At 58.2% G+C, this 25,373-nt stretch carries 23 protein-coding genes; 18 read left to right on the top strand and 5 right to left on the bottom strand.

Annotated elements, in window-relative coordinates; translation table 11 throughout:
- Positions 1 to 133: 133 nt before the first annotated feature.
- Positions 134 to 769: a phosphatidylglycerophosphatase C gene (yfhb, locus tag CW267_RS12870; RefSeq protein ID WP_008803773.1), complete on the top strand. Its 636-nt coding sequence runs from the start codon at positions 134 to 136 to the stop codon at positions 767 to 769.
- A 62-nt stretch (positions 770 to 831) separates the two neighbouring features.
- On the top strand, positions 832 to 1,341 hold the full coding sequence (tadA, locus tag CW267_RS12865; protein ID WP_032700879.1) for a tRNA adenosine(34) deaminase TadA: 510 nt from the start codon (positions 832 to 834) through the stop codon (positions 1,339 to 1,341).
- Here tadA and mltF read toward each other — a convergent pair.
- Positions 1,338 to 2,954, bottom strand: a complete 1,617-nt coding sequence (gene mltF / locus CW267_RS12860; RefSeq protein ID WP_008803775.1) for a membrane-bound lytic murein transglycosylase MltF — start codon at positions 2,952 to 2,954, stop codon at positions 1,338 to 1,340. The two genes, tadA and mltF, sit on opposite strands and share 4 nt — an antisense overlap.
- Before the next feature lie 175 nt (positions 2,955 to 3,129).
- On the opposite strand from mltF, the gene purL reads away from it, so the two are divergent.
- The 5 genes from purL to glnB all read left to right on the top strand — a co-directional run bounded on the left by purL (position 3,130) and on the right by glnB (position 11,474).
- Positions 3,130 to 7,017 (top strand): phosphoribosylformylglycinamidine synthase, encoded by a 3,888-nt coding sequence (gene purL / locus CW267_RS12855; RefSeq protein ID WP_100781381.1) that lies wholly within the window; start codon positions 3,130 to 3,132, stop codon positions 7,015 to 7,017.
- A 591-nt stretch (positions 7,018 to 7,608) separates the two neighbouring features.
- On the top strand, positions 7,609 to 9,030 hold the full coding sequence (locus CW267_RS12850; protein ID WP_012967434.1) for a sensor histidine kinase: 1,422 nt from the start codon (positions 7,609 to 7,611) through the stop codon (positions 9,028 to 9,030).
- 29 nt (positions 9,031 to 9,059) lie between these two features.
- Complete coding sequence (qseG, locus tag CW267_RS12845) at positions 9,060 to 9,746, top strand: two-component system QseEF-associated lipoprotein QseG (protein WP_023298077.1); 687 nt, start codon at positions 9,060 to 9,062, stop codon at positions 9,744 to 9,746.
- Positions 9,733 to 11,070 (top strand): two-component system response regulator GlrR, encoded by a 1,338-nt coding sequence (gene glrR, locus CW267_RS12840; protein ID WP_008803779.1) that lies wholly within the window; start codon positions 9,733 to 9,735, stop codon positions 11,068 to 11,070. The genes qseG and glrR overlap by 14 nt, the downstream gene beginning before the upstream one ends.
- Positions 11,071 to 11,135: 65 nt before the next feature.
- Positions 11,136 to 11,474, top strand: a complete 339-nt coding sequence (glnB, locus tag CW267_RS12835) for a nitrogen regulatory protein P-II (RefSeq protein ID WP_002914032.1) — start codon at positions 11,136 to 11,138, stop codon at positions 11,472 to 11,474.
- Positions 11,475 to 11,548: 74 nt separating this feature from the next.
- Here glnB and hmpA read toward each other — a convergent pair whose 3' ends face one another.
- On the bottom strand, positions 11,549 to 12,739 hold the full coding sequence (gene hmpA / locus CW267_RS12830; RefSeq protein ID WP_032730949.1) for an NO-inducible flavohemoprotein: 1,191 nt from the start codon (positions 12,737 to 12,739) through the stop codon (positions 11,549 to 11,551).
- Between the two features lie 325 nt (positions 12,740 to 13,064).
- Here hmpA and glyA point away from each other — a divergent pair, with 325 nt between their 5' ends.
- Positions 13,065 to 14,318 carry a serine hydroxymethyltransferase gene (gene glyA, locus CW267_RS12825; RefSeq protein WP_008803781.1) on the top strand — a complete coding sequence of 418 codons (1,254 nt, stop codon included), beginning with the start codon at positions 13,065 to 13,067 and terminating at the stop codon, positions 14,316 to 14,318.
- A gap of 55 nt (positions 14,319 to 14,373) precedes the next feature.
- Here the strand turns inward: glyA and CW267_RS12820 are convergent, their stop codons facing one another.
- Positions 14,374 to 14,796, bottom strand: a complete 423-nt coding sequence (locus CW267_RS12820; protein ID WP_012540860.1) for a DoxX family protein — start codon at positions 14,794 to 14,796, stop codon at positions 14,374 to 14,376.
- A gap of 300 nt (positions 14,797 to 15,096) precedes the next feature.
- Between CW267_RS12820 and CW267_RS12815 the strand changes: the two genes are divergently transcribed.
- Entirely contained in the window at positions 15,097 to 16,233 is a 1,137-nt protein-coding gene (locus CW267_RS12815) for a 3-phenylpropionate MFS transporter (RefSeq protein WP_012540861.1), read from the top strand.
- Here CW267_RS12815 and csiE read toward each other — a convergent pair.
- Positions 16,230 to 17,507 (bottom strand): stationary phase inducible protein CsiE, encoded by a 1,278-nt coding sequence (gene csiE / locus CW267_RS12810; RefSeq protein ID WP_008803784.1) that lies wholly within the window; start codon positions 17,505 to 17,507, stop codon positions 16,230 to 16,232. The genes CW267_RS12815 and csiE overlap by 4 nt on opposite strands.
- A gap of 124 nt (positions 17,508 to 17,631) precedes the next feature.
- Between csiE and CW267_RS12805 the strand changes: the two genes are divergently transcribed.
- The 3 genes from CW267_RS12805 to CW267_RS12795 all read left to right on the top strand — a co-directional run bounded on the left by CW267_RS12805 (position 17,632) and on the right by CW267_RS12795 (position 20,177).
- A complete protein-coding gene (locus CW267_RS12805) occupies positions 17,632 to 18,270 on the top strand; it encodes a DUF1007 family protein (RefSeq protein ID WP_072122187.1) in 639 nt (212 codons plus the stop codon).
- Positions 18,261 to 19,241 carry a nickel/cobalt transporter gene (locus tag CW267_RS12800; RefSeq protein ID WP_072122188.1) on the top strand — a complete coding sequence of 327 codons (981 nt, stop codon included), beginning with the start codon at positions 18,261 to 18,263 and terminating at the stop codon, positions 19,239 to 19,241. The genes CW267_RS12805 and CW267_RS12800 overlap by 10 nt, the downstream gene beginning before the upstream one ends.
- 99 nt (positions 19,242 to 19,340) lie before the next feature.
- Positions 19,341 to 20,177 (top strand): hypothetical protein, encoded by an 837-nt coding sequence (locus CW267_RS12795; RefSeq protein WP_016161641.1) that lies wholly within the window; start codon positions 19,341 to 19,343, stop codon positions 20,175 to 20,177.
- A gap of 46 nt (positions 20,178 to 20,223) precedes the next feature.
- On the opposite strand, the gene suhB is transcribed toward CW267_RS12795, so the two are convergent.
- Positions 20,224 to 21,027: an inositol-1-monophosphatase gene (gene suhB, locus CW267_RS12790; protein ID WP_008803788.1), complete on the bottom strand. Its 804-nt coding sequence runs from the start codon at positions 21,025 to 21,027 to the stop codon at positions 20,224 to 20,226.
- Between the two features lie 120 nt (positions 21,028 to 21,147).
- On the opposite strand from suhB, the gene trmJ reads away from it, so the two are divergent.
- The 6 genes from trmJ (at position 21,148) to hscB (ending at position 25,364) form a co-directional block, all read left to right on the top strand.
- Complete coding sequence (trmJ, locus tag CW267_RS12785) at positions 21,148 to 21,882, top strand: tRNA (cytosine(32)/uridine(32)-2'-O)-methyltransferase TrmJ (protein WP_008803789.1); 735 nt, start codon at positions 21,148 to 21,150, stop codon at positions 21,880 to 21,882.
- 252 nt (positions 21,883 to 22,134) lie between these two features.
- Positions 22,135 to 22,626, top strand: a complete 492-nt coding sequence (iscR, locus tag CW267_RS12780) for a Fe-S cluster assembly transcriptional regulator IscR (protein ID WP_008803790.1) — start codon at positions 22,135 to 22,137, stop codon at positions 22,624 to 22,626.
- A gap of 179 nt (positions 22,627 to 22,805) precedes the next feature.
- Complete coding sequence (iscS, locus tag CW267_RS12775) at positions 22,806 to 24,020, top strand: cysteine desulfurase (protein WP_008803791.1); 1,215 nt, start codon at positions 22,806 to 22,808, stop codon at positions 24,018 to 24,020.
- 26 nt (positions 24,021 to 24,046) lie between these two features.
- On the top strand, positions 24,047 to 24,433 hold the full coding sequence (gene iscU / locus CW267_RS12770) for a Fe-S cluster assembly scaffold IscU (protein ID WP_002913991.1): 387 nt from the start codon (positions 24,047 to 24,049) through the stop codon (positions 24,431 to 24,433).
- Positions 24,434 to 24,450: 17 nt separating this feature from the next.
- Positions 24,451 to 24,774: an iron-sulfur cluster assembly protein IscA gene (gene iscA, locus CW267_RS12765; RefSeq protein ID WP_002913979.1), complete on the top strand. Its 324-nt coding sequence runs from the start codon at positions 24,451 to 24,453 to the stop codon at positions 24,772 to 24,774.
- A gap of 74 nt (positions 24,775 to 24,848) precedes the next feature.
- Positions 24,849 to 25,364, top strand: coding sequence for a co-chaperone HscB (gene hscB / locus CW267_RS12760; protein WP_008803792.1), 516 nt, complete (start codon positions 24,849 to 24,851; stop codon positions 25,362 to 25,364).
- Positions 25,365 to 25,373 lie beyond the last annotated feature (9 nt).

Here is a 25,373-nt window from a genome sequence, read left to right as displayed (position 1 = left end):
TTCTTGAGCCACAATTTTTCCTTCGCCTGCTAATTTAATTGTTCCTTAACGGCAGGGGATGTTTTCCCTCTTCGCGGCGTAAGGCTGTTAAGCTTAACCTAACGAGAAGCGAGTCCTGACATAAGGAGGCAGTTTGCAGCACAATGAACGGAAAGTGGTGTTTTTCGATCTGGACGGAACCTTGCATCAGCAGGATATGTTCGGCAGTTTCCTGCGCTACCTGCTGCGTAATCTGCCGCTAAACCTGCTGCTGGTGGTGGCGATGGGGCCGGCGATCCTTGCCGGGCTGGCGGTGTGTGGGCGGGCGGCGCGCTGGCCAATGAGCCTCCTGCTGTGGGCGTCAACCTTTGGCCGTCGCGAGGCGGTACTGAAGCGGCTGGAAGCGGAATTTGTCGGCTGGTTTCGCCATCATGTGACGGCGTTTCCGGTGGTTCATGCGCGGCTCACGGCCTACCTGACCAGTACCGATGCCGACGTCTGGTTAATCACCGGCTCGCCGCAGTCGCTGGTGGAGCAGGTCTATCGCGATACTCTCTGGCTGCCGCGGGTGAATCTGATAGCCAGCCGCACCGCGCGCCGCTGGGGCGGCTGGGTATTGACCCTGCGCTGCCTGGGGCATGAAAAAGTGGTGCAGCTGGAGAAAAAGATTGGCGCGCCGCTGCGGCTGTACAGCGGCTATAGCGACAGCGAGCAGGACAACCCGTTGCTCGGCTTTTGCCAGCATCGCTGGCGGGTAACGCCTCAGGGAGAGCTCCAGCAGCTGGAGTAATAGTGTGTAATTGATAGCGCCCATGTATAATGCGCCCCGCTTTTTCTGCTGGAGTGGCCGCTGTGTCTGACCTCGAACTCAATGATGAATACTGGATGCGTCATGCCCTGACGCTGGCAAAGCGCGCCTGGGAAGAGGGCGAGGTGCCGGTGGGCGCGGTGCTGGTGTATAACAACCAGGTCATCGGCGAGGGCTGGAACCGGCCGATCGGCCGTCACGACCCCACCGCTCACGCGGAAATTATGGCTTTACGCCAGGGCGGGCTGGTGCTGCAAAACTATCGCCTGATCGACGCCACGCTGTACGTGACCCTGGAGCCTTGCGTCATGTGTGCTGGCGCCATGGTGCACAGCCGTATCGCCCGCCTGGTCTTTGGCGCCAGGGATGCCAAGACCGGTGCCGCTGGCTCGCTAATAGATGTCCTGCACCATCCGGGAATGAATCATCGGGTTGAAATAAGCGAAGGCGTGCTGGCGGAGTCCTGCTCTACCATGCTGAGCGACTTCTTTCGCTGGCGGCGGGAAGAGAAAAAAGCGCTGAAGAAAGCCCGGGAGCAGACCGGAGAAGGTTAATACAGGTGGCCGGGGAGTTTTAACCGGGCATTATCCATCTGCTTATCGGCGCGAAACTTGAAAAAGGGCAGGGTGGTCTCCTGCGGCTGTTCGAGTTCATTCGGGAGCACGGCCGGGTAATCCTCCGCCAGGGCCAGCGTTTGCTGTTGCTGGCGCTCCTTCTCTGACAAATAGCCGACAAGGCTTATCTGATATTTGCGGATGTTTTCCACATAGGCGTAGGCCTCATGGCCGCGCGCGTAGCCGTATTTAAGTTTGCTGTAATAGGGCTTCTGGCTCAACAGGGGTAAACGCAGCTTAACGTCTGCCCAGCTGTTGGGATTGCCTTTTTGTTTGCGGGTGAGCGCCATGGCGTCCAGCATATGGGCATAGCCCATATTGTAAGCAGCCAGCGCAAACCAGATGCGTTCGTCTTTCGGAATCGAATCCGGCACTTTATCCATCATATCCTGCAGATAGCGCATGCCGCCGTCGATACTCTGCGCCGCATCGGTCCGGTCAGTCAGTCCCAGACTTTGCGCGGTGTTGCGCGTCAGCATCATCATGCCGCGCACGCCGGTGGGGGAAGTGGCCTGCGGATCCCAGTGGGATTCCTGCCAGGCGATCGCGGCCAGCAGGCGCCAGTCAATCTCGCGGGCGTACTTTTCAAATAGTGGCTGCACGTCCGGGAGAATATTTTCCACTGCACGGAGGAAGGTGCGGGTGTCGACATAATCGAAGTCGTTGCCGTGGCCGAGGTATTTCTCCTCCAGGCGCGCCAGCGTCCCGTCTTCATTAATGTTATTGAAGAAATCAAGCATTGCGGCCGACAGCGAATTATCTTCGCCCCGGGCGCTAAACCAGGTGACCGGCTGTTCGTCGGTGATATCCAGGGCCACCGCCAGCTCCGGATGGACGCGCTGAAACAGGCTGACGGCCACCGAATCGGCGACGGTGTAATCGAGTTTGCCGTCAATCACCGCCTGCATCAGCGCCGTGGTACCGCGCTTCTCGTCCACGCGCCAGGTAAGATCCGGATATTTCTCCGCTTTTAAGGCCTGCAGGTCGTTGATCGCCACGTGGCCCGGAGCGATAGTGAGTTGCTCGGCGGTTAGCGACGCGAGAGTGCGCGGCCGGATATTACCGACACGATAGACCAGCTGTTGGGAAACAGAATAGTAGGTGGGGCCAGCCTGGTAGTTTTTCACCCGCTCCTGGTTATAAACCAGACCGGCAGCCAGCATATCGGCCTGACCGTCGTCGAGGTCGTCAAACAGCTGGCTGATATTCTGCCGGACGGTTATCTTAAGCGTCACGCCCAGATAGTCAGCAAACTGCTTCGCCAGTTCATAATCCAGACCGAACGTTTTATCGTTCATGGTGGCGAAGGTCATCGGCGAGTTGATGGTGCTGATGCGCAGCTCGCCGCGAGCGATAATACCCGCCACCCGGTTCTCGGGTTTACTGGACCAGGGGATTGACGGCCACAGGGCCGCCGCCAGCAAAAGGGTGACAATGCCGATCAGCAGATAATTAATCTTTAATTTTTTCAGAGCGTTAATCTTCTGCAGCTTCAGGTTCCTCAGCAGGCGATGTCCGGAAAAAACGCAAGGTTGTCGTCGAATGTGCGGCATTCTGCTTAAGAATGCGCCAGTTGGCAACTTATTCGCGATGGTCGTCACATTTATTGATAAACAGCATCAATGATTTTATTTCTACGCAAACGGTTTCGTCGGGGCGCAGGATTCACTATAATGACGCCCGTTTCCCCCCCTGGCTCACCCTGAAAGCTTCGAAGACGAGAGACTTATGATGGAAATTTTGCGTGGTTCACCTGCACTGTCGGCATTCCGTATCAATAAACTGCTGGCACGATTTCAGGCGGCCAACCTTCCGGTAAGCGCCATATATGCCGAGTATATTCATTTTGCCGATCTGAACGCCTCGCTGAGCGCTGACGATCGCGAGCGCCTGGCGCGACTGCTTCAGTATGGCCCGAGCTTAAGCAGCCATACCCCGACCGGTAAATTACTGCTCGTGACCCCTCGCCCTGGCACCATCTCTCCCTGGTCTTCTAAAGCTACCGATATCGCTCACAACTGCGGTCTGACTCAGGTCGTGCGCCTGGAGCGCGGCGTGGCGTATTACGTTGAAGCCTCAACCCTGACCGAAGCGCAGTGGACCGCCGTGGCGGCGGAACTGCACGACCGCATGATGGAGAGCGTCTTCGACGCCCTGGAAGCGGGCGAGACGCTGTTTGCCCATCATCAGCCGACGCCGGTCACCAGCGTTGACCTGCTGGGCGAAGGCCGTCAGGCGCTGATTGACGCCAACCTCCGTCTGGGGCTGGCGCTGGCAGATGACGAAATTGACTACCTGCAGGATGCGTTTACCCGTCTGGGCCGCAACCCGAACGATATTGAGCTGTATATGTTCGCTCAGGCGAACTCTGAGCATTGTCGCCACAAGATTTTCAACGCCGACTGGATCATCGACGGCGAACAGCAGCCGAAGTCGCTGTTCAAAATGATCAAAAACACCTTCGAAAAAACGCCGGACTACGTCCTGTCGGCCTATAAAGATAATGCCGCGGTGATGGAAGGGTCTGAAGTGGGGCGCTATTTTGCCGACCACCAGACCGGGCGCTACGACTTCCATCAGGAGCCGGCGCACATACTGATGAAGGTGGAAACCCATAACCACCCGACGGCCATCTCTCCATGGCCGGGCGCGGCAACCGGCTCCGGCGGCGAAATCCGTGATGAAGGCGCCACCGGCCGCGGCGCGAAGCCGAAAGCGGGCCTGGTGGGCTTCTCGGTTTCCAACCTGCGTATTCCGGGCTTCGAGCAGCCGTGGGAAGAAGATTTCGGTAAACCGGACCGCATTGTCACCGCCCTGGACATCATGACCGAAGGCCCGCTGGGCGGCGCGGCGTTTAACAACGAGTTTGGTCGTCCGGCGCTGAACGGCTACTTCCGCACCTATGAAGAGAAAGTCACCAGCCACAATGGCGAAGAGCTGCGCGGCTACCACAAACCGATCATGCTGGCCGGCGGTATCGGCAACATCCGCGGCGAGCATGTGCAGAAGGGCGAGATTACCGTCGGGGCGAAGCTGATCGTGCTGGGCGGCCCGGCGATGAACATCGGTCTCGGCGGCGGCGCGGCCTCTTCTATGGCCTCCGGCCAGTCCGATGCCGACCTCGATTTCGCCTCCGTACAGCGTGACAACCCGGAAATGGAACGCCGCTGTCAGGAAGTGATCGACCGCTGCTGGCAGCTGGGCGACGCCAACCCGATCCTCTTTATCCACGACGTTGGCGCGGGCGGTCTCTCCAACGCCATGCCGGAGCTGGTGAGCGACGGCGGCCGCGGCGGTAAATTCCAGCTGCGCGATATTCTCAGCGATGAGCCAGGGATGAGCCCGCTGGAGATCTGGTGTAACGAATCGCAGGAGCGTTATGTTTTGGCGGTCGCCCCGGAGCAACTGCCGCTGTTCGACGAACTGTGTCGCCGCGAACGCGCGCCTTATGCCGTTATCGGCGAAGCTACCGCGGAGCAGCACCTGAGCCTGAGCGACAGCCACTTTAACGATCAGCCGATCGACCTGCCGCTGGACGTTCTGCTCGGCAAAACACCGAAAATGACCCGCGATGTGCAGACCCTGAAAGCCCAGGGCAGCGCGCTGGATCGCCAAGCGATTACCCTTGCCGATGCGGTAAATCGTGTTCTGCACCTGCCGACGGTGGCCGAGAAAACCTTCCTCGTGACCATCGGCGACCGCACCGTGACCGGTATGGTCGCCCGCGACCAGATGGTCGGCCCGTGGCAGATCCCGGTGGCCAACTGCGCGGTGACCACCGCCAGCCTCGACAGCTACTACGGCGAAGCGATGGCGATGGGCGAGCGCGCCCCGGTTGCCCTGCTGGACTTCGCGGCCTCTGGCCGTCTGGCCGTCGGCGAAGCGCTGACCAACATCGCCGCCACGCAGATTGGCGAGCTGAATCGCGTGAAACTGTCAGCTAACTGGATGGCCGCCGCAGGTCACCCGGGCGAAGACGCTGGCCTGTATGAGGCGGTAAAAGCGGTAGGCGAAGAGCTGTGTCCGGCGCTGGGCCTGACCATTCCGGTCGGTAAAGACTCGATGTCGATGAAAACCCGCTGGCAGGAAGGCAGCGAGCAGCGCGAGATGACCTCCCCGCTGTCGCTGGTGATCTCCGCTTTCGCCCGTGTCGAAGATGTTCGTCATACCGTCACGCCGCAGCTTTCTACAGAAGATAACGCTCTGCTGCTGATCGACCTCGGTAAAGGGCACAACGCGCTGGGCGCGACGGCCCTGGCGCAGGTCTATCGCCAGCTCGGCGACAAGCCGGCTGACGTGCGCGATGTTGCCCAGCTGAAAGGCTTCTGGGACGCGATGCAGGCCCTGGTGGCGCAGCGTAAACTGCTGGCCTACCACGACCGCTCCGACGGCGGCCTGCTGGTGACTCTGGCGGAAATGGCCTTTACCGGCCACTGTGGCCTGGAAGCAGATATCGCCGCGCTGGGCGATGATCGTCTGGCCGCGCTGTTCAACGAAGAGCTGGGGGCGGTGATCCAGGTGCGCGCTGCAGACCGTGAGGCGGTGGAAGCCATTCTGGCGGTTAACGGCCTGGCAGACTGCGTGCATTACCTTGGTAAAGCGGTCGAGGGCGATCGCTTCGTGCTGACCGCCAACGGTCAGACGGTGTTTAGCGAGAGCCGCACTACGCTGCGCATGTGGTGGGCGGAAACCACCTGGCAGATGCAGCGTCTGCGCGACAACCCGGCCTGCGCCGATCAGGAGCACGAGGCGAAAGCCAATGACGCCGATCCGGGCCTCAATGTGAAGCTTTCGTTTGAGATTAATGACGACATTGCGGCGCCGTACATTGCCACCGGCGCGCGTCCGAAAGTGGCCGTCCTGCGCGAGCAGGGGGTGAACTCCCACGTTGAAATGGCGGCAGCCTTCCATCGCGCCGGCTTTGACGCCATCGACGTGCATATGAGCGACCTGCTGGCGGGCCGCACCGGTCTGGGGGATTTCCATGCCCTGGTGGCCTGCGGCGGCTTCTCCTATGGTGACGTGCTGGGCGCGGGTGAAGGCTGGGCGAAGTCGATTCTGTTCAACGAGCGCGTGCGCGATGAGTTCGCGACGTTCTTCCATCGTCCGCAGACGCTGGCGCTCGGCGTGTGCAACGGCTGTCAGATGATGTCCAACCTGCGCGAGCTGATCCCGGGCAGCGACCTGTGGCCGCGCTTTGTGCGTAACCAGTCTGACCGCTTCGAAGCGCGCTTTAGCCTGGTGGAAGTGACGCAAAGCCCATCCCTGCTGCTGGAAGGCATGGTTGGCTCACGGATGCCGATTGCGGTCTCCCACGGCGAAGGTCAGGTGGAAGTGCGCGACAGCGCGCATCTGGCCCAGCTGGAGAGCAAAGGTCTGGTGGCGCTGCGCTTCGTGGATAACTTTGGCAAAGTGACCGAAACCTATCCGGCGAACCCGAACGGTTCCCCGAACGGTATCACCGCGGTGACCAGCGAAAGCGGGCGCGCGACCATCATGATGCCGCACCCGGAACGCGTCTTCCGCACCGTAAGCAACTCCTGGCACCCGGAGAACTGGGGCGAGGACAGCCCGTGGATGCGTATCTTCCGTAACGCGCGTAAACAGCTGGGTTAACCTTCCGGCAGCGCCTCATGTGAATGTATCAGCCCCCTGCTCAGGCAGGGGGCTTTTTTTATCTGTGATGGCCGGCACGCCAGGGTGTCGGGAATTGCCGACAACCCCTATGTTATGGTGTCGTCAATAGGAGACACTTAACATATTGATTTTATTGAGCAGTGGTGCGGCGCCTGTTTAGTGTCGTCAATTAGCGACAATATGAATAAAAAATGTACGGTTCCGGTATGGCAATGATCGTGAGCTAATATCATATATATCAGCGTGTTAATAAAATGTTTTGAAAGGTGGCATAGTTCATGCATAATATTAACCAGTGGCTCATTCACCTTCTTATGTCAGCCCCTTCGGGACGCGCTACATAAACTTCGAATGACGCACAAACAGGTGCCTGCCGTCCAACTCCTGATAACAGCCTGGCTTTATCAGACATCGGGCGAAACGTCGAGTAAGGCACCGCCTCATTCCTGAACAAAGCCAGGCCTTGCGCCTGGCTTTGTTGTTTCTGCGGCGCAGTAACCAGCGGTAGCGCTTTTCTCCGGCGCGCTCCTCAGTTAGCATCGACCAGAGCTAATGATTGAGACAACATCCTTGAAGCGACTCTCTCTTTTTCCCCGTTCGCTGCGTCAACTGGTGACGCTCTCCTTTGTGCTGATCCTGCTGCCGCTGTTGGTGCTGGCGTGGCAGGCCTGGCAGAGCCTGAATGCCCTTAGCGCCCAGGCGGCGCATATTAACCGCACTACGCTGGTCGATGCCCGACGCAGCGAGGCGATGATCAATGCCGCGCTGGAGATGGAGCGCAGCTATCGCCAGTACTGCGTGCTGGACGATCCGACGCTGGCGCGGGTGTATCAGAATCAGCGACAGCGCTACAGCCAGATGCTGGATGCCCATGCCGGCGTGCTACCGGACGAGAAACTCTGGCAGGCGCTGCGTCAGGACGTCAGCGATCTGGCGCAGTTGCAATGTAAAAATAGCGGCCCCGATGCCCAGGCGGCCGCCAGACTGGAAGTTTTCGCCAGCAATAACAGCGATATGGTGCAGGCGACCCGGGCAGTCGTCTATTCCCGCGGCCAGCAGCTGCAGCAGGAGATTGCCGAACGCGGCCAGTTTTTCGGCTGGCAGGCGCTGGTGCTGTTTCTGCTGAGCCTGGCGCTGGTGCTGCTCTTCACCCGCATGATTATCGGTCCGGTGAAAGGCATAGAAAGAATGATCAATCAGCTGGGAGCAGGGAAGTCGCTGGACGACGCCGCATTGTTTACCGGCCCGCGCGAGCTGCGCTCGGTGGGCAAGCGCATCATCTGGCTCAGCGAGCGCCTGGCGTGGCTGGAGTCGCAGCGGCATCAATTTCTTCGTCATCTGTCGCATGAGCTGAAAACCCCGCTGGCCAGTATGCGTGAAGGTACCGAGCTGTTGGCCGACCGGGTCGCCGGGCCACTGACCCCTGAGCAGCAGGAGATCGTCGAGATCCTCGACAGCAGTAGTCGTAACCTGCAAAAGCTGATTGAACAGTTGCTGGACTACAACCGAAAACAGGCCGACAGCCCGGTGGCTCGCGAAGCGGTGGATCTGGTGGACCTGGTGGAAAACGTCGTGGCGGCGCACAGCCTGCCCGCGCGGGCTAAACTGATGCATACTGAACTGACGCTGCAGGCGCGGCGTTGCCTGGCAGAGCCTGCACTATTGATAAGCGTAATGGATAATCTCTACTCCAATGCGGTGCACTATGGCGCTGAATCCGGTAACATCCGTATCCACAGCTACCGGCACGGAGAGCAGGTGCGTATTGATGTCGCCAACAGCGGCGAACCGATCCCGGCCGCGGAAAAGAATATGATTTTCGAGCCTTTTTACCAGGGGAGTCACCAGCGTAAAGGGGCCGTTAAGGGCAGTGGGCTGGGGTTGAGTATCGCCCGCGACTGCGTCCGGCAGATGCAAGGGGAGCTCAGCTTAGTTGACGCGCCCGCCGGGCAGGTCTGTTTTCGCATTACGCTTCCCTCAGCGCCGGAATAATCCAACTTATGAATCGATATCGGGGAACTATGTCCCAATTCCTGGCCTGGCGCCGTTCCCTTCGCGGATGGCTGCTTTCAGGCATTGCTTGTCTGACGCTGGCGGGGTGTTCCGCCGGCTTTTCACCGCATACCGCGGAAGGTACCGCCGCCCCCGGGCAGGCGCAGCATCAGGTGGCCGATTTTGTCGCGGTAGACTGCGCGGACATCTGGGCCCACAGCAGCGATGCCAGCGACAAAAATCCCCTCTACTGGCTGCGGGGCATTGACTGTGCCGATCGCCTCGCACCGGCGCAGGCGCGGGCGGAGGCGAAACGCCATACCGACGACAGCTGGCAGGACGCGTTCCGTCGCGGCATCCTGCTTGCTGATGCCAAAATTACTCCCGACGAGCGTCGCGACCTGGTGGCGCGTCTCGATACCTTCAGCCCGCAAATCGCCGTTCAGGTCCGCCCGCTGTATCAGCTTTGGCGCGACGGCCAGACCCGTCAGCTGCAGCTGGTGGAAGAGCGTGCCCGTTACGCGAAGCTTCAGCAGTCCAGCGATAGCGAACTGGAGACGCTGCGACAGCAGGAGCAGGCGCTGCGCGAACAGCTGGAGCTGACCACCCGTAAGCTGGAGAACCTGACGGATATCGAACGCCAGCTCTCCAGCCGCAAGCCGGGCGGCAACTTCGGCAGCGAAAAAGTGCCGGAGGTGATCCATGACGATCCGTAAACCGGCGCGTTTGCTGCTGGTGGATGACGATCCGGGGCTGTTGAAGCTGCTGGGCATGCGCCTGGTCAGCGAAGGCTACAGCGTGGTCACCGCCGAGAGCGGGCCGGAAGCGCTGCGCGTGCTGGGGCGTGAGAAAGTGGATCTGGTGATTAGCGATCTGCGGATGGATGAAATGGATGGCCTGCAGCTGTTCAGCGAGATCCAGAAGGGGCTGCCCGGCATGCCGGTGATTATTCTCACCGCCCATGGTTCGATTCCCGACGCCGTGGCCGCGACCCAGCAGGGGGTGTTCAGCTTCCTGACCAAGCCGGTCGATAAAGATGCCTTGTATAAAGCCATTGATGAGGCGTTAGAGCAGCGCTCGCCGGCCACCGACGAAGCCTGGCGCCAGGCGATTGTCACCCGCAGCCCGCTGATGCTGCGCCTGCTTGAGCAGGCCGGGATGGTGGCGCAATCGGATGTCAGCGTGCTGATTAATGGCCAGAGTGGGACCGGGAAGGAGATCGTCGCCCAGGCGATCCATAACGCCAGCCCGCGTCATGATAAACCGTTCGTGGCGATCAACTGCGGCGCGCTGCCGGAACAGCTGCTCGAATCCGAACTGTTTGGCCATGCGCGGGGCGCCTTTACCGGCGCGGTCAGTAACCGTGAAGGATTATTCCAGGCCGCTGAGGGCGGTACGCTGTTTCTCGACGAGATCGGTGATATGCCGGTTGCGCTGCAGGTGAAGCTGCTGCGCGTCCTGCAGGAGCGTAAGGTGCGTCCGCTGGGCAGCAACCGCGATATCGAGATCAACGTGCGGATCATCTCCGCCACCCATCGCGACCTGCCGAAGGCGATGGCCCGCGGCGAGTTTCGTGAAGATCTGTTTTACCGACTCAACGTGGTGAATCTGAAGATCCCACCGCTTTCCGAACGGGCTGAGGATATCCCGCTGCTGGCTAATCATTTGCTGCGCCAGTCCGCCGATCGCCATAAGCCGTTTGTCCGGGCGTTTTCCAGCGATGCGATGAAGCGGCTGATGGCCGCCAAGTGGCCGGGTAACGTGCGCCAGCTGGTGAACGTGATTGAGCAGTGTGTGGCCCTGACCTCGTCGCCGGTGATTGGCGACGCGCTGGTGGAGCAGGCGCTGGAAGGAGAGAATACCGCGCTGCCGACCTTCGTGGAGGCGCGCAATCAGTTTGAGCTGAACTACCTGCGCAAGCTGCTGCAAATTACTAAAGGCAATGTCACCCACGCCGCGCGGATGGCAGGGCGCAACCGCACCGAATTCTATAAACTGCTGTCGCGCCATGAGCTCGACGCCAACGACTTTAAAGAGTAGCTCCGCAACATAGCGCAAGTTATGATACGGTAAGCAACCGGTTACGCGACTAAGACAGGAACACCATGAAAAAGATTGATGCGATTATTAAACCTTTCAAACTGGATGACGTGCGTGAAGCGCTGGCCGAAGTCGGCATCACCGGGATGACGGTGACGGAAGTGAAGGGCTTTGGCCGCCAGAAAGGTCATACCGAGCTGTACCGCGGCGCGGAGTACATGGTGGATTTTCTGCCAAAAGTAAAAATTGAAATCGTGGTGACCGACGATATCGTCGATACCTGTGTGGATACCATCATCCGTACGGCGCAGACCGGCAAGATTGGCGACGGCAAGATCTTTGTCTTCGACGTCGCGCGGGTCATTCGTATCCGTACTGGTGAAGAAGACGACGCGGCGATTTAATCCTCGCCGCTCGCTGCAGTATTGCCGGGTGACGCTGCGCTTACCCGGCCTACAAATCCCCGCGTCGTCGGGGCTTACAGGACCTTATGCGGGCCGAAACATTCGTAATGAATGTTGTCTTTATTAACCCCTAATTCTACCAGCTGCTTCGCTGCAAACTGCATAAACGCTACCGGGCCGCAAAGATAGAACTGCATCTGCGGGGCGCGAATATTGTCCGCCACTGCCGCTAAATCCATCAAACCTTCGCTATCAAAACGTCCAGTCTGACGGTCGGCTTCGCTCGGGTTGCGATACCACACGTGCGAGGTAAACGCCGGCAGCGCCGCGCCAAGCGCACTCACTTCATCGGCAAAGGCGTGAACGTCGCCATTTTCCGCCGCATGGAACCAGTTCACCTGACCCTGATGACCGCTCTTCGCCAGCGCATCCAGCATCGCCAGCATCGGCGTTTGCCCGACGCCCCCGGAGAGCAGGGTGACCGGCGTCTGTGGCTCAACGTTAAGGAAGAAGTCACCCGCCGGGGCGGCTAAATAGACCACATCGCCTTCGCTGGCATGGTTATGCAGCCAGCTGGAAACCTGACCGCCGTCCTCACGTTTTACCGCGATGCGGTAGCCTTTGCCGTCTGCTTTGCGGGTTAAAGAGTATTGACGAATTTCCTGATAGTCGAAGCCTTCCGGTTTCAGCCAGATGGCCAGGTACTGCCCCGGCTGGTAATCGGCGACCGGCTGACCGTCGACTGGAGCCAACTCAAAGCTGGTGATGAGCTGGCTGCGCGGGGTTTTCTTCACGATGCGGAACGCGCGGGTCCCTTCCCAGCCGCCGGTTTTACTGGCGTTTTGCTGATAAATTTCTGCTTCGCGGCCGATAAAGACGTTCGCCAGCACGCCGTAAGCTTTTCCCCAGGCATCAAGCACGTCCTGACCCGGGCTGAACATTTCATCGAGGGTCGCCAGCAGATGGCTGCCAACGATGTTGTACTGCTCCGGTTTGATCTGGAAGCTGGTGTGTTTCTGGGCGATTTTTTCCACCGCCGGCAGCAGGGCGGGCAGGTTATCGATATTGCTGGCGTAGGCGGCAATGGCGTTGAATAACGCTTCGCGCTGATCGCCGTTGCGCTGGTTGCTCATGTTGAAGATCTCTTTGAGCTCCGGATTATGCGCGAACATACGATCGTAGAAATGGGCGGTGAGCTTTGGGCCGGTCTCTACCAGCAGGGGGATGGTGGCTTTGACCGTGGCGATGGTTTGAGCGTCGAGCATAGCGTGCTTCCTTGTGTGTTATCTTATTGATGTATTTTAAATGCATCTTATAGAAATAACCCTGCTATGTAAATGGTTCTTTAACACTTAACCCCGATGCCGTTACAACATGAAGAATTTGCATCACAAACCTGAAAAGAAATCCGTTGATAATGAGAGAGACGTTATTGCTCAAAGCCTTGTGTCATGCGGAGCCAATCGTTTGCGTAAAATCCTTTGTCAAGACCTGTTATCACAGAATGATTAGGTTATACTGTGGGCCGTTGTCCAATCGGACCGCCTTTTTAGGCCGAAATTTTATTGTTAGCTGAGTCAGGAGATGCGGATGTTAAAGCGTGAAATGAACATTGCCGATTATGATGCCGAACTGTGGCAGGCTATGGAGCAGGAAAAAGTACGTCAGGAAGAGCACATCGAACTGATCGCCTCCGAAAACTACACCAGTCCGCGCGTCATGCAGGCGCAGGGCTCTCAGCTGACCAACAAATATGCTGAAGGGTATCCGGGCAAGCGTTACTACGGCGGCTGTGAATATGTCGACGTGGTTGAGCAACTGGCTATCGACCGCGCGAAAGAACTGTTCGGCGCTGACTATGCTAACGTCCAGCCGCACTCCGGCTCTCAGGCTAACTTTGCGGTCTACACCGCGCTGCTGCAGCCGGGCGATACCGTGCTCGGTATGAACCTGGCGCAGGGCGGCCACCTGACTCACGGCTCTCCGGTTAACTTCTCCGGCAAACTGTACAACATCATCCCTTACGGTATTGATGAGTCCGGTAAAATTGACTATGACGACATGGCGAAGCAGGCTCAGGAACACAAACCGAAGATGATCATCGGTGGTTTCTCCGCTTACTCCGGTATCGTTGACTGGGCGAAAATGCGTGAAATCGCCGACAGCATCGGCGCTTACCTGTTCGTCGATATGGCGCACGTGGCTGGCCTGATTGCCGCGGGTGTGTATCCGAACCCGGTTCCGCATGCTCACGTTGTGACCACCACCACCCACAAAACCCTGGCGGGTCCGCGCGGCGGCCTGATCCTGGCGAAAGGCGGTAGTGAAGAGCTGTACAAAAAACTGAACTCTGCCGTGTTCCCAAGCGCGCAGGGCGGCCCGCTGATGCACGTTATCGCGGCGAAAGCGGTGGCGCTGAAAGAAGCGATGGAGCCAGAGTTTAAAGTTTACCAGCAGCAGGTTGCGAAAAACGCCAAAGCAATGGTGGAAGTGTTCCTGAACCGCGGCTACAAAGTGGTTTCTGGCGGGACTGAGAACCACCTGTTCCTGCTGGATCTGGTGGATAAAAACCTGACCGGTAAAGAAGCTGACGCCGCCCTGGGCCGCGCCAACATCACCGTGAACAAAAACAGCGTGCCGAACGATCCGAAGAGCCCGTTCGTGACTTCCGGTATCCGTATCGGTTCTCCGGCTGTGACTCGCCGCGGCTTTAAAGAAGCGGAAGTCAAAGAGCTGGCTGGCTGGATGTGTGACGTGCTGGACAATATCAATGATGAAGCGGTCATTGAACGTGTGAAAGGCAAAGTGCTGGATATCTGCGCCCGCTTCCCGGTTTATGCGTAAGCGTTAACGTTGCAATAAAAAAGGCCGCGATTGCGGCCTTTTTTGTGTCTGCTGATTAGCGGCGGTCGAGCGAAATCGCTCCGGGGCCGGTAATCGCCAGCAGCAGAAAAGCGCCGGCGATGCTGACGTTTTTCCAGAAATTAATCATGTTCGGCAATACCGCATCGCCGGTCATATCCCAGTAATGATGGCCAATCACCGCCGTACCCAGCGTATAAAAAATAAAGATGACCGCCAGCGGGCGGGTGAAAAAGCCCAACACAATTAAGATCGCGGCAGGGACCTCCATTATCACAGCGATAATCGCCGCCAGCGTCGGCATCGGCGCGCCGGAGGCGGCCATGTACTGCACCGTACCGCCAAAGCCTAACAGTTTCGGATAACCAAAAAGGATAAACAGGACCACCACGGCGATGCGGGCGATGAGCAGCAGCAAGGAGCGGGAAGCGCCAAAATCAAAATAGCGGAGTGTGTTCATAATCAGCTCGTTATGAGAGAAGTGTGATTTAAACGTAATACACAAATTTGCCCGCCGCCATGGAGAGAAAATAATAATGTTGCGCTTCGTTTCATCAGGATTTGGCTGCGGGGTTGCTCGCACTTTGATGCCCGGTTATCGGATTTTATTTAATACAACCGGCGATGGGATGGTGCTCGCTCTGTGATGTGTGTCACGATTTAAAGACAAATGTACTCAACTTCCATATAGAGAGTGAGACACCGGTTTACTCAAGATGGGGTTTGTCGCCAGACTGTCGCCACCATTCGGGAGGAAATCATGGTCTTGCACTCCACGCGCTGGCTGGCGCTCAGTTATTTCACCTACTTTTTTAGCTACGGTATTTTTCTGCCCTTCTGGAGCGTCTGGCTGGCCGGAAACGGGCTGACTCCGGAAACCATCGGCCTGTTGCTTGGCGCTGGCCTGGTGGCTCGTTTTCTTGGGAGCCTGCTGATTGCCCCGCGGGTCAGCGATCCCTCCCGGCTCATTGCCGCGTTGCGCGTGCTGGCCCTGTTAACCTTACTTTTCGCGCTGGCCTTCTGGGTCGGCAGTCACGTGGCATGGCTGCTGGCGGTCATCATCGGCTTCAACCTGTTCTTTTCGCCGCTGGTGCCGCTGACGGATGCCCTGGCCAATACCTGGCAAAAGCAGATCACCATGGACTATGGCCGGGTGCGGCTATGGGGCTCCATTGCCTTTGTCATCGGTTCGGCGCTGACCGGCAAGCTGGTCAGTCTGTTTGACTACCGGGCGATCCTGCTGATGTTAAGCCTGGGTGTCGCCTCGATGCTGCTGGGTATGCTGCTTAAGCCGTCGGTGATGCCCCACGGGGAGTCGCGCCAGCAGCAGGGAGCAGGACTGACGGCCTGGCTGACGCTGGTACGCCAGAGCTGGCGCTTTCTCGCCTGCGTCTGTTTGCTACAGGGGGCGCACGCCGCCTACTACGGCTTTAGCGCCATCTACTGGCAGCAGGCCGGCTATTCTGCCTCGGCGGTCGGTTATCTGTGGTCGTTAGGCGTGGTGGCGGAAGTGGTGATCTTCGCGTTGAGTAAAAAGGTGTTCCGCCGCTTCAGCGCACGCGACCTGCTGCTGCTCTCCGCCGTCTGCGGGCTGATTCGCTGGGGACTGATGGGCTGGACCACGGCGCTGCCGGGACTCCTCCTTGCGCAGATCCTTCACTGTGGCACCTTCACGGTGTGTCACTTGGCGGCGATGCGCTATATCGCCGCCCGTCAGGGCAGCGAAGTGATCCGCCTGCAGGCCGTCTATTCTGCGGTGGCGATGGGCGGGAGTATTGCCATCATGACCGTCTTCGCCGGTTTCCTCTATCAGCACCTGCACCAGGGCGTGTTCTGGGTAATGGCCCTGCTGACGATCCCGGCGCTGATTATCCGGCCAAAAGCGGTGGCGACCTAGTCCTCAAGCATCGCGCAGATATGCTGCTGCTGGCGTTCAGTGAAGCAGTTCTCCGCGTGGATCAGCGGCGGCGAAAACAGCGGTAGCGCCGTCGCATAAGGGGTGACGATAAGCGTCACCCCTTTGGGCGCACCTTCCTTCTGAAAGCGTTCTACGCTCTGGTATTTGATATTCAGCGGCAGCAGCGTGAGTTCGCGCAGCTGCTGTTCCAGAGCCTCTTCTATAGCCGGGTTGTCATCGGTTAGCAACAGCACCTGTTTTTCGTGCAGGTCGCTTTTCTGCATCAGCCAGGCGCCAAAGATCACCGCGATTAAGCCGGTCTCTTCCTCATTAAAGCGGATGTGCCAGGCCTCCTCGAATTCGCTCAATGCCGCCTGGGTGGTACGCAGTAAGCGAGGATAGAGCCGGCTCACTTCCTCCGTGAGCGTGCTGTCGATGCCGATGGCAAACACGCTGCGGATCAACGCCTGCGATAAATGAATATAGAGTTGATCGCTGAGCCCCTGCTCATCACTGAAAGCTCTGCCGGCGAGGACCTGGAAGCGATGGATCAGGCCGGAGATAGCCAGTCGCAGGCGGCGATCGTGCGGGTGACCGTCGCGGACCGGGTCGGGGGTTTTGAGCAACATAAACAGTAGCGAGAGGAAGAAGGGCTCTCCAACATGCGGCGGAGCGCCGACCCGGCGCTGCCAGTGGCGGACAATCTCCTGCGCCAGGGTAAACTCGGCGGCGGTCTGGGCCCAGCGCTGCTGTTCATCATTGAAGTCCGGAGAGTATCCCCGGTGATGCTCAAGCAGACAGTACTGCAGATATAAGCGCAGAAACTGCACGTCGCGGCAGTCAAACTGGCGATTGAGCGCCCGCGCGCAGCGGTTCACCAGCGCCTGCAGATTGGTATCATCGTATAAGGTACGGGCAATGCCTTCCTGTTTAAGCTGCGTTTTCAGGGCCGGGGTAAAATGATGATTGACGAACTGCGGGCAGAGGCGTAGCCCCCGCCGCAGCGCATGCAGCAGACATAAACGTTGGTCGAGCGCGGCGCCTTCAATCCGATAGCTGCCGTCCACCTCTGACCGGAGGGTCAAACGGTGGTAACGCTGAATTTCGCGTCCGGTCTCCTCAATATCCTGCCGGGCCGTGGTCTCATCAACGAGGTTGATCCTGCCAAGCCGTTCAGTCGTCACCGACTGTCCGGGCAGATAAAACATCAGGAGCACCTGGCTACGGCGCTGTGGACTGGAAAGCGCAGATGGTGGTTCAATGACGGTCATCATCTGGTAAGTTCCAGTTAGGGTTTTCGCTAAGAATAGACAATGGCAGAGGCGGGGGCAGGGCGAAACGCCCGCTTTAGCTCAGGATTGCTGGTGAAGTTCACAGAATTTTTCACGTGAGGAACAGATGAACAGAGTGAAACAATGCACCAGCGCGGCGTTTTTCATGGTTTTATCATTTTCAGCCGCCGCGCATCCGCATAGCTTCATTAGTTTGCAGAGCGAGCCGGTGGTTAAAGACGGTCTGCTGAGCGGGTTTAAAATGCGCTGGACCATGGATGAAATTACCTCATCGGATCTGCTCTATGACGCCGGTAACGCCAAACCGGGCAGCGAAGTATGGAAAAAGCTGGCGGCGGAGGTGATGGCCAACGTACTCGGCCAGCACTATTTCAGCGAGCTGTGGCACAACGGCCAGCGGGTGAAATTTGAAAATCGTCCCGACGGCTATGGCCTCGAGCGTGACGGACTGCAGGCGGTACTGACCTTTACGCTGCCGCTGGCGACGCCGCAACCCGTTGCCGGGCAGACGTTTACCTTTTCCACCTTCGACCCGACCTACTACGTCGACATGTTTTATGACAAGGATAGCGATTTTTCCCTGCCCACCGCGCTGCGGGCCGCCTGTAAGGCAACGGTGATGACGCCAAAACCGAACGACAAAATGCTCTCGTACGCCCAGTCGCTGGATAAAGCGGATGCGCCGCCGGAGGATATGGCGCTGGGCAGCTATTTTGCCCAGAAGGTGACCCTGACATGTCAGTAATTTTCACCCCCCGCGCGCGATCCTCGCGCTGGAAAGCGCTGTGGCCGCTGGCGCTGTTGCTGGCTGTGAGCATCATCGGCGGCATTTGGCTATGGCGGGCGTGGCCGCAGGTGCTGATGCAGAGTGCGGTCTGGCAGCGCTCGTTGAATCTGGAACTCAGCCGCCTGCTGCAGGCGGTGGCGGAGAACCCGGCAGCGGCGGGCCTGTCGCTGCTCGGGTTCAGTTTCGTTTATGGTGTGGTGCATGCCTTAGGGCCCGGCCATGGCAAAATTGTCATTACTACCTGGCTCGCCACCCATCCCTCGAAGCTGAAATCAAGCATTAACCTGACGCTGGCCGCCTCTTTATTACAGGGGCTGGTGGCCATCGCGCTGGTGGTCGTGGTGCTGGCGCTGCTGCAGCTGCCGGCGCGCCAGCTGCATCTCAGCAGTTTCTGGCTGGAGAAGGGCAGCTATCTGCTGGTGGGCGCATTAGGCTTGCTGCTGTGCTGGCGGGCGTTAAAAAAGCTGCGTCTGCTGCTGAGCCGGCCAACGTTTACCGCTTTTACCCCACATCATGTTCATCACGAGCATTGCGGCTGCGGGCATCAGCATCTCCCGGTGCCGGATCAGCTTCAGAGCGGCGACGACTGGCGGGCACGCGCCGCGATCGTCCTGTCGATGGGCATGCGCCCCTGCTCGGGAGCGATCATGGTGCTGCTGTTCAGTAAGGTGATCGGGGTGTTCAGTTGGGGAATGGCGGCAGCGCTGGCGATGGCGGCGGGGACCTCGTTGACCATCACGGCGCTGGCGCTGCTGGTGCACAGTTTTCGCCAGCTGGCGGTGAAGCTGGGTCAGCATCAGGCGCCGCCGCTGTGGCGTCAGGTGGGCTGGCTGACGCTGGCGCTGGCCGGCGGCGTGATTTTGCTGGCGGCGGCAGGAGTGATGTGGTTCACCGCGGTCCCGGCCGGCGGTGGGATCCGCCCGTTTTAGTCAGACGCCGGGCGCAAATCCGAAAGAGGGCGCCTGTGCTTGCCGCTGGCGAAGCGATGCTCTAGTTTTCCGCTTTTCGGCGGATGACAAGGAGTCGCTATGGCCGCAAATATCGTTTCTTCCGCACCGAGCGGGCGGTTTTATTATGGCTGCGCCGGTGCCGCCGGGCTGCTGGCGGGCCTGGCGATCGTCTACTGGTTTCCGGCGCTGGCCAGCTGGTGGCCGTCAGATCTGGTGCGCGTCTACCACGCCATGTCGTATGTCATGGGATTCGGGGTGTCGCGTATCGGGGATATCCCGCTGGTGGCCTACGCCACCTTAACGCTGTCGGGTTTCGTCATGGCTTTTTGCCACCCCGGGCACAGTAAACTGCCCATTGTTGCCTGGGCTGTGCATAATCAGCCTTCGCTACGGGAGATGGTCGATTGGATCCTGCGCAGCTGGGTATTGCAGTTCGGTTTCCTGGTGATCATTTTCTGGCGTTTTGCTTTCATGGGGAAGCTGACCAGCTATCGGCTGATGCAGTTCGTGGGCATCTTTAACGACGTCTGCTATCTGGCCACGCTGGTGCTGGCTGGGATACTGCTGCGCGATAGCTGGCGAGACTTTCAAGGCGTTTCCGCACCGGCAAGCAATATTCGCATTCCGCTGATCTTTGCCCTGAGCTTTTATCTGCCGTTTCAGCTGGTATGGATTTTACTCAGTGCGCAGCAGTTCGAGTTGCCGCTGTGGGGATGGCTGCTGCTGGTTCCGGCGATGGTCGGCGTGCTGTTAGCCCGCCTGGCGACAGTAGGAATAGCGTTGTGTTTCCGGCGCTGGCTGGGACCGCAGGGCTGCCTGCGCTGGCGCGGGCCGCTGGCCTTGTTTAGCGGCCTGACGGTACTGTGCATCGGCGGCAATGCGGTGATTCGCCAGATCCTCAACATGATAAAATGACATAAAAAAAGGAAGCCGCGGCTTCCTTTTTGACATCTGTAAGAGATTAACGCTTCAGCGCATCGCTCAGCTGCTCACGCATATTCGCCAGCATCGCTTTCACCACGCGCGGGTTACCGGCAACGATGTTGCCCGTCAGCAGGTAGTTATGGCCACCGGTGAAGTCGCAGACAATCGCGCCAGCTTCACGGGCGATCAGCTCGCCTGCGGCGAAATCCCAAGGCTTCAGGGCGATCTCAAAGTAACCGTCAACGCGGCCGGCGGCTACATAGGCCAGATCCAGCGCGGCAGAGCCGGTGCGACGGAAGTCGGCACATTCGGTAAACATGTTGCCGAGAATATTCATGTAAGTGGTGGCGTGCTGCTTCGCTTTGAACGGGAAGCCGGTCGCGATGATGGTGCCGTCGAGGTCGCGAGCGTTGCTGCCGCGCAGACGGTAGCCGTTCAGCTGCGCGCCCTGGCCGCGGGTCGCGGTAAACAGTTCGTTACGCATCGGATCGTAAACCACCGCGACTTCAGTACGACCTTTGATGCGTACGGCGATGGAAACAGAGAAGTGGGGCAGACGTTTAACGAAGTTGGTGGTGCCATCCAGTGGATCGATAACCCATTGAACATCCTGCTCTTCACCAGCGTGTTCACCGCTTTCTTCGGTGATAATGGTGTGCTGCGGGTAAGATTTGCGAATAGTTTCGATAATAATCGCTTCAGCGGCTTTATCGACGTTGGTCACAAAATCATTGCTGCCTTTCTGGCTGGTTTCTACGGTGTCTGGCGTTTCGTAGTGCTTGGCAATTAAATTACCCGCCTTGCGCGCGGCGCGCACGGCGATGTTCAGCATCGGATGCATCGGTCTCTCTCACTGGATGTTAAAGAACGGGAAAAAACGGCGCATATAATAACAGCGAAATCTGCTTATGTCTCCGTTTTATGGTAGCATGCCCGAATAATCTTTAGCCGAAGAACCATAATGCTGCAAAATATTCGAATCGTACTGGTAGAAACCTCCCACACCGGCAATATGGGCTCTGTAGCCCGCGCGATGAAAACCATGGGCTTAACTAACCTGTGGCTGGTCAACCCACTGGTCAAACCCGACTCACAGGCGATAGCCCTCGCCGCGGGCGCCAGCGATGTGATCGGTAACGCGCAGATCGTCGATACCCTTGATGAAGCCCTGGCGGGCTGCAGCCTGGTGGTGGGTACCAGCGCGCGCTCCCGCACACTGCCGTGGCCAATGCTCGATCCGCGCGAATGCGGCCTGAAAAGCGTCGCCGAGGGGCAGCATGCGCCGGTGGCGCTGGTCTTTGGCCGCGAACGCGTTGGCCTGACCAACGAAGAGCTGCAGAAGTGCCACTACCACGTGGCGATCGCCGCGAACCCGGAGTACAGCTCGTTGAACCTGGCGATGGCGGTGCAGGTTATCGCTTATGAAGTGCGGATGGCCTGGCTGGCGACGCAGGAGCAGGCGCAGCCTGCGGTTGACCATGAAGAGGCGCCGTACCCGCTGGTGGACGATCTGGAGCGTTTCTACGGCCATCTTGAGCAGACGCTGCTGGCGACGGGCTTCATCCGCCCGAATCATCCGGGGCAGGTGATGAACAAGCTGCGTCGTCTGTTCACCCGCGCGCGTCCGGAAAGTCAGGAGCTGAACATTCTGCGCGGCATGCTGGCGTCTATTGAGCAGCAGAATAAAGGTAAGTAAGCGCGTTAACGCCGGATGGCGCTTCGCTTATCCGGCCTACGAATCTACATCTCTGTTGTAGCCCGGGCGAGGCCTTTGGCCGACCCCGGGAGCGGCTCGAAATTAATAACGGCACGGAAAGCCAAATACCTGACTAAAACAGTCAAGTAAATAGTTGACCAAATTACTCGGGAATGTCAGACTTGGCCCTGCTATGCAATACCCATATTAATAAAAAGCCCGGCCAGGGGCGAGTTTGAGGTTAAGTAAGACATGAGACTGACATCTAAAGGGCGTTATGCCGTGACCGCGATGCTTGACGTTGCGCTCAACTCTGAAACGGGCCCGGTGCCGTTGGCAGATATTTCAGAGCGTCAGGGAATTTCGCTTTCCTATCTGGAACAGCTGTTCTCTCGCCTGCGTAAAAATGGCCTGGTTTCCAGCGTTCGTGGTCCAGGCGGTGGTTATCTGTTAGGTAAAGATGCCAGCAGCATCGCCGTCGGCGAAGTGATCAGCGCGGTAGACGAATCCGTTGACGCGACCCGTTGCCAGGGCAAAGGCGGCTGTCAGGGCGGCGATAAGTGCCTGACTCACGCGCTGTGGCGCGATTTGAGCGAACGCCTGACCGGCTTCCTGAACAATATCACCCTGGGTGAACTGGTGAATAACCAGGAGATCCTTGATGTGTCCGGCCGTCAGCATCAGCACGAAACCCAGCGCAATGCGCGCACCCAGGACGCGATCAACGTTAAGCTGCGCGCCTGAGTGACCCGTCCCGTTTCGGACTGCGGCTGACAGGGCGAGGCAGCACGAAACGGTCGGGACAACGATTATAAAGAGCTTTCAGAATCAGGCCGGGATGCGCCAGCATTCCGTGTACTCGGTCGTACATCAAGCCGGTTGCCTGATTCCTTGCATTGAGTGATGTACGGAGTTTAAGAGCAATGAAATTACCGATTTATCTCGATTACTCCGCAACCACGCCGGTGGACCCGCGTGTTGCCGAGAAAATGATGCAGTTCCTGACCATGGACGGGACCTTTGGTAACCCGGCCTCCCGTTCCCACCGTTTTGGCTGGCAGGCTGAAGAGGCGGTTGATATCGCCCGCAATCAGATTGCCGAGCTGGTCGGTGCCGACCCGCGCGAAATCGTCTTTACCTCTGGTGCGACTGAATCCGACAACCTGGCGATCAAGGGTGCAGCCAACTTTTATCAGAAAAAAGGTAAGCACATCATCACCAGCAAAACCGAGCATAAAGCGGTTCTGGATACCTGCCGTCAGCTGGAGCGTGAAGGCTTCGAGGTGACCTACCTGGCGCCGCAGCGCAACGGGATTATCGATCTCAAAGAGCTGGAAGCGGCGATGCGTGACGACACCATCCTGGTTTCCATCATGCATGTGAATAACGAAATCGGCGTGGTGCAGGATATCGCTACCATCGGCGAGATGTGTCGCGCCCGCGGTATCATTTACCACGTAGACGCCACCCAGAGCGTGGGCAAGCTGCCTATCGATCTGAGCCAGCTGAAGGTGGACCTGATGTCCTTCTCAGGCCATAAAATCTATGGTCCGAAAGGCATTGGCGCGCTGTACGTTCGCCGGAAACCGCGTATCCGTATCGAAGCGCAGATGCACGGCGGTGGCCACGAGCGCGGTATGCGTTCTGGTACTTTGCCTGTTCACCAGATCGTCGGCATGGGTGAAGCTTACCGTATCGCCAAAGAAGAGATGGAAAGCGAAATGGCGCGTCTGCGCACGCTGCGCAACCGTCTGTGGAACGGCGTGAAGGATATGGAAGAAGTTTATCTCAACGGCGACCTCGAGCAGGGCGCGCCGAACATTCTTAACGTCAGCTTCAACTACGTTGAAGGTGAGTCGCTGATTATGGCGCTGAAAGACCTGGCGGTTTCCTCCGGTTCAGCCTGTACTTCCGCGAGCCTTGAGCCATCCTACGTGCTGCGCGCGTTAGGTATGACTGATGAACTGGCGCACAGCTCTATTCGTTTCTCTTTAGGTCGTTTCACTACCGAAGAAGAGATTGACTACACCATCAAACTGGTTCGTAACTCCATCGGCCGTCTGCGCGATCTTTCTCCGCTGTGGGAAATGTTTAAGCAGGGCGTGGATTTGAACAGTATTGAATGGTCACATCACTAATTCGGCACCGATAAGGAGAATTCAACATGGCATACAGCGAAAAAGTTATCGATCATTACGAGAATCCGCGCAACGTCGGCTCTTTTGACAACAGCGACGAGAACGTCGGCAGCGGTATGGTCGGCGCGCCGGCCTGCGGCGACGTGATGAAGTTGCAGATTAAAGTCAACAATGAAGGTATCATTGAAGACGCGCGCTTCAAAACCTACGGCTGCGGTTCCGCCATCGCTTCCAGCTCCCTGGTCACCGAGTGGGTGAAGGGCAAATCCCTGGACGAAGCGCAGGCGATCAAGAACACCGATATCGCCGATGAACTGGAACTGCCGCCGGTGAAAATTCACTGCTCTATTCTGGCGGAAGACGCGATTAAAGCCGCGATTGCGGATTACAAAAGCAAACGTGAAGCAAAATAATTAGTTGAGGTTTTGTTATGTCGATTACTCTTAGCGACAGTGCTGCAGCGCGAGTCAATGCCTTTCTGGCGAACCGCGGTAAAGGGTTTGGCCTGCGCCTGGGCGTGAGAACCTCCGGCTGCTCGGGTATGGCCTATGTACTGGAGTTTGTTGACGAGCCGGCGGCAGAAGACACCGTGTTTGAAGACAAAGGCGTGAAGGTCGTGATCGACGGCAAAAGTCTGCAATTCCTCGACGGCACTCAGCTGGACTTCGTCAAAGAAGGTCTCAACGAAGGGTTCAAGTTCACCAACCCTAACGTCAAAGACGAGTGCGGCTGCGGCGAAAGCTTTAACGTATAATCGGTCATCCCCAACCCCACCGCGGTTACGCCGCGCGTGGGGTTTTCATTTAGATGCATGACCCTGAGGTTACTATGGACTATTTCACCCTCTTCGGGTTACCAGCCAGCTATACCCTCTCGCTTGAACAACTGGCTGTCCGGTATCAGGATCTGCAGCGCCAGTACCATCCGGATAAATTTGCCAGCGCGCCTGCTGCGGAACAGCTTGCGGCGGTTCAGCATTCCGCGACCATAAACCAGGCCTGGCAGACGCTGCGCCATCCGTTGACCCGGGCGGAATACCTCCTCTCGCTTCATGGCTTCGATCTGGCCAGCGAGCAGCATACCGTTCGCGATACCGCATTCCTGATGGAACAGCTGGAGCTACGCGAAGAGCTCGACGAGATCGGTAAGGCGAAAGACGATGCGCGGCTGGAAGCCTTTATCAAACGAGTGAAAGCGCTGTTTGATACCCGCCATCAACTGATGGTTGACCAATTGCATAATGAGAGCTGGGAGGCGGCGGCGGATACGGTACGTAAGCTCCGTTTTCTTGATAAACTGCGCAGCAGTGCTGAAGAACTCGAAGAAAAACTGCTCGATTTTTAATTTTCGGAA

The organism is Klebsiella sp. X1-16S-Nf21, assembly GCF_002837615.1.
GTDB lineage: Bacteria > Pseudomonadota > Gammaproteobacteria > Enterobacterales > Enterobacteriaceae > Klebsiella > Klebsiella variicola.
Note: the sequence above shows the minus strand (reverse complement) of the source record. Positions and strands in the feature narration are given on the sequence as shown.

Bases quoted from the DNA above. Each gene is read 5' to 3' on its own strand.
- mltF (WP_008803775.1), bottom strand. From the start codon at position 2,954: ATGCCGCACATTCGACGACAACCTTGCGTTTTTTCCGGACATCGCCTG.
- CW267_RS12820 (WP_012540860.1), bottom strand. From the start codon at position 14,796: ATGAACACACTCCGCTATTTTGATTTTGGCGCTTCCCGCTCCTTGCTG.
- trmJ (WP_008803789.1), top strand. From the start codon at position 21,148: ATGCTGCAAAATATTCGAATCGTACTGGTAGAAACCTCCCACACCGGC.
- iscU (WP_002913991.1), top strand. From the start codon at position 24,047: ATGGCATACAGCGAAAAAGTTATCGATCATTACGAGAATCCGCGCAAC.
- csiE (WP_008803784.1), bottom strand. From the start codon at position 17,507: ATGATGACCGTCATTGAACCACCATCTGCGCTTTCCAGTCCACAGCGC.
- hscB (WP_008803792.1), top strand. From the start codon at position 24,849: ATGGACTATTTCACCCTCTTCGGGTTACCAGCCAGCTATACCCTCTCG.
- CW267_RS12795 (WP_016161641.1), top strand. From the start codon at position 19,341: ATGGCCGCAAATATCGTTTCTTCCGCACCGAGCGGGCGGTTTTATTAT.
- glnB (WP_002914032.1), top strand. From the start codon at position 11,136: ATGAAAAAGATTGATGCGATTATTAAACCTTTCAAACTGGATGACGTG.
- iscA (WP_002913979.1), top strand. From the start codon at position 24,451: ATGTCGATTACTCTTAGCGACAGTGCTGCAGCGCGAGTCAATGCCTTT.
- iscR (WP_008803790.1), top strand. From the start codon at position 22,135: ATGAGACTGACATCTAAAGGGCGTTATGCCGTGACCGCGATGCTTGAC.
- hmpA (WP_032730949.1), bottom strand. From the start codon at position 12,739: ATGCTCGACGCTCAAACCATCGCCACGGTCAAAGCCACCATCCCCCTG.
- qseG (WP_023298077.1), top strand. From the start codon at position 9,060: ATGTCCCAATTCCTGGCCTGGCGCCGTTCCCTTCGCGGATGGCTGCTT.
- suhB (WP_008803788.1), bottom strand. From the start codon at position 21,027: ATGCATCCGATGCTGAACATCGCCGTGCGCGCCGCGCGCAAGGCGGGT.
- CW267_RS12805 (WP_072122187.1), top strand. From the start codon at position 17,632: ATGAACAGAGTGAAACAATGCACCAGCGCGGCGTTTTTCATGGTTTTA.
- CW267_RS12815 (WP_012540861.1), top strand. From the start codon at position 15,097: ATGGTCTTGCACTCCACGCGCTGGCTGGCGCTCAGTTATTTCACCTAC.
- purL (WP_100781381.1), top strand. From the start codon at position 3,130: ATGATGGAAATTTTGCGTGGTTCACCTGCACTGTCGGCATTCCGTATC.
- iscS (WP_008803791.1), top strand. From the start codon at position 22,806: ATGAAATTACCGATTTATCTCGATTACTCCGCAACCACGCCGGTGGAC.
- glrR (WP_008803779.1), top strand. From the start codon at position 9,733: ATGACGATCCGTAAACCGGCGCGTTTGCTGCTGGTGGATGACGATCCG.
- glyA (WP_008803781.1), top strand. From the start codon at position 13,065: ATGTTAAAGCGTGAAATGAACATTGCCGATTATGATGCCGAACTGTGG.
- CW267_RS12800 (WP_072122188.1), top strand. From the start codon at position 18,261: ATGTCAGTAATTTTCACCCCCCGCGCGCGATCCTCGCGCTGGAAAGCG.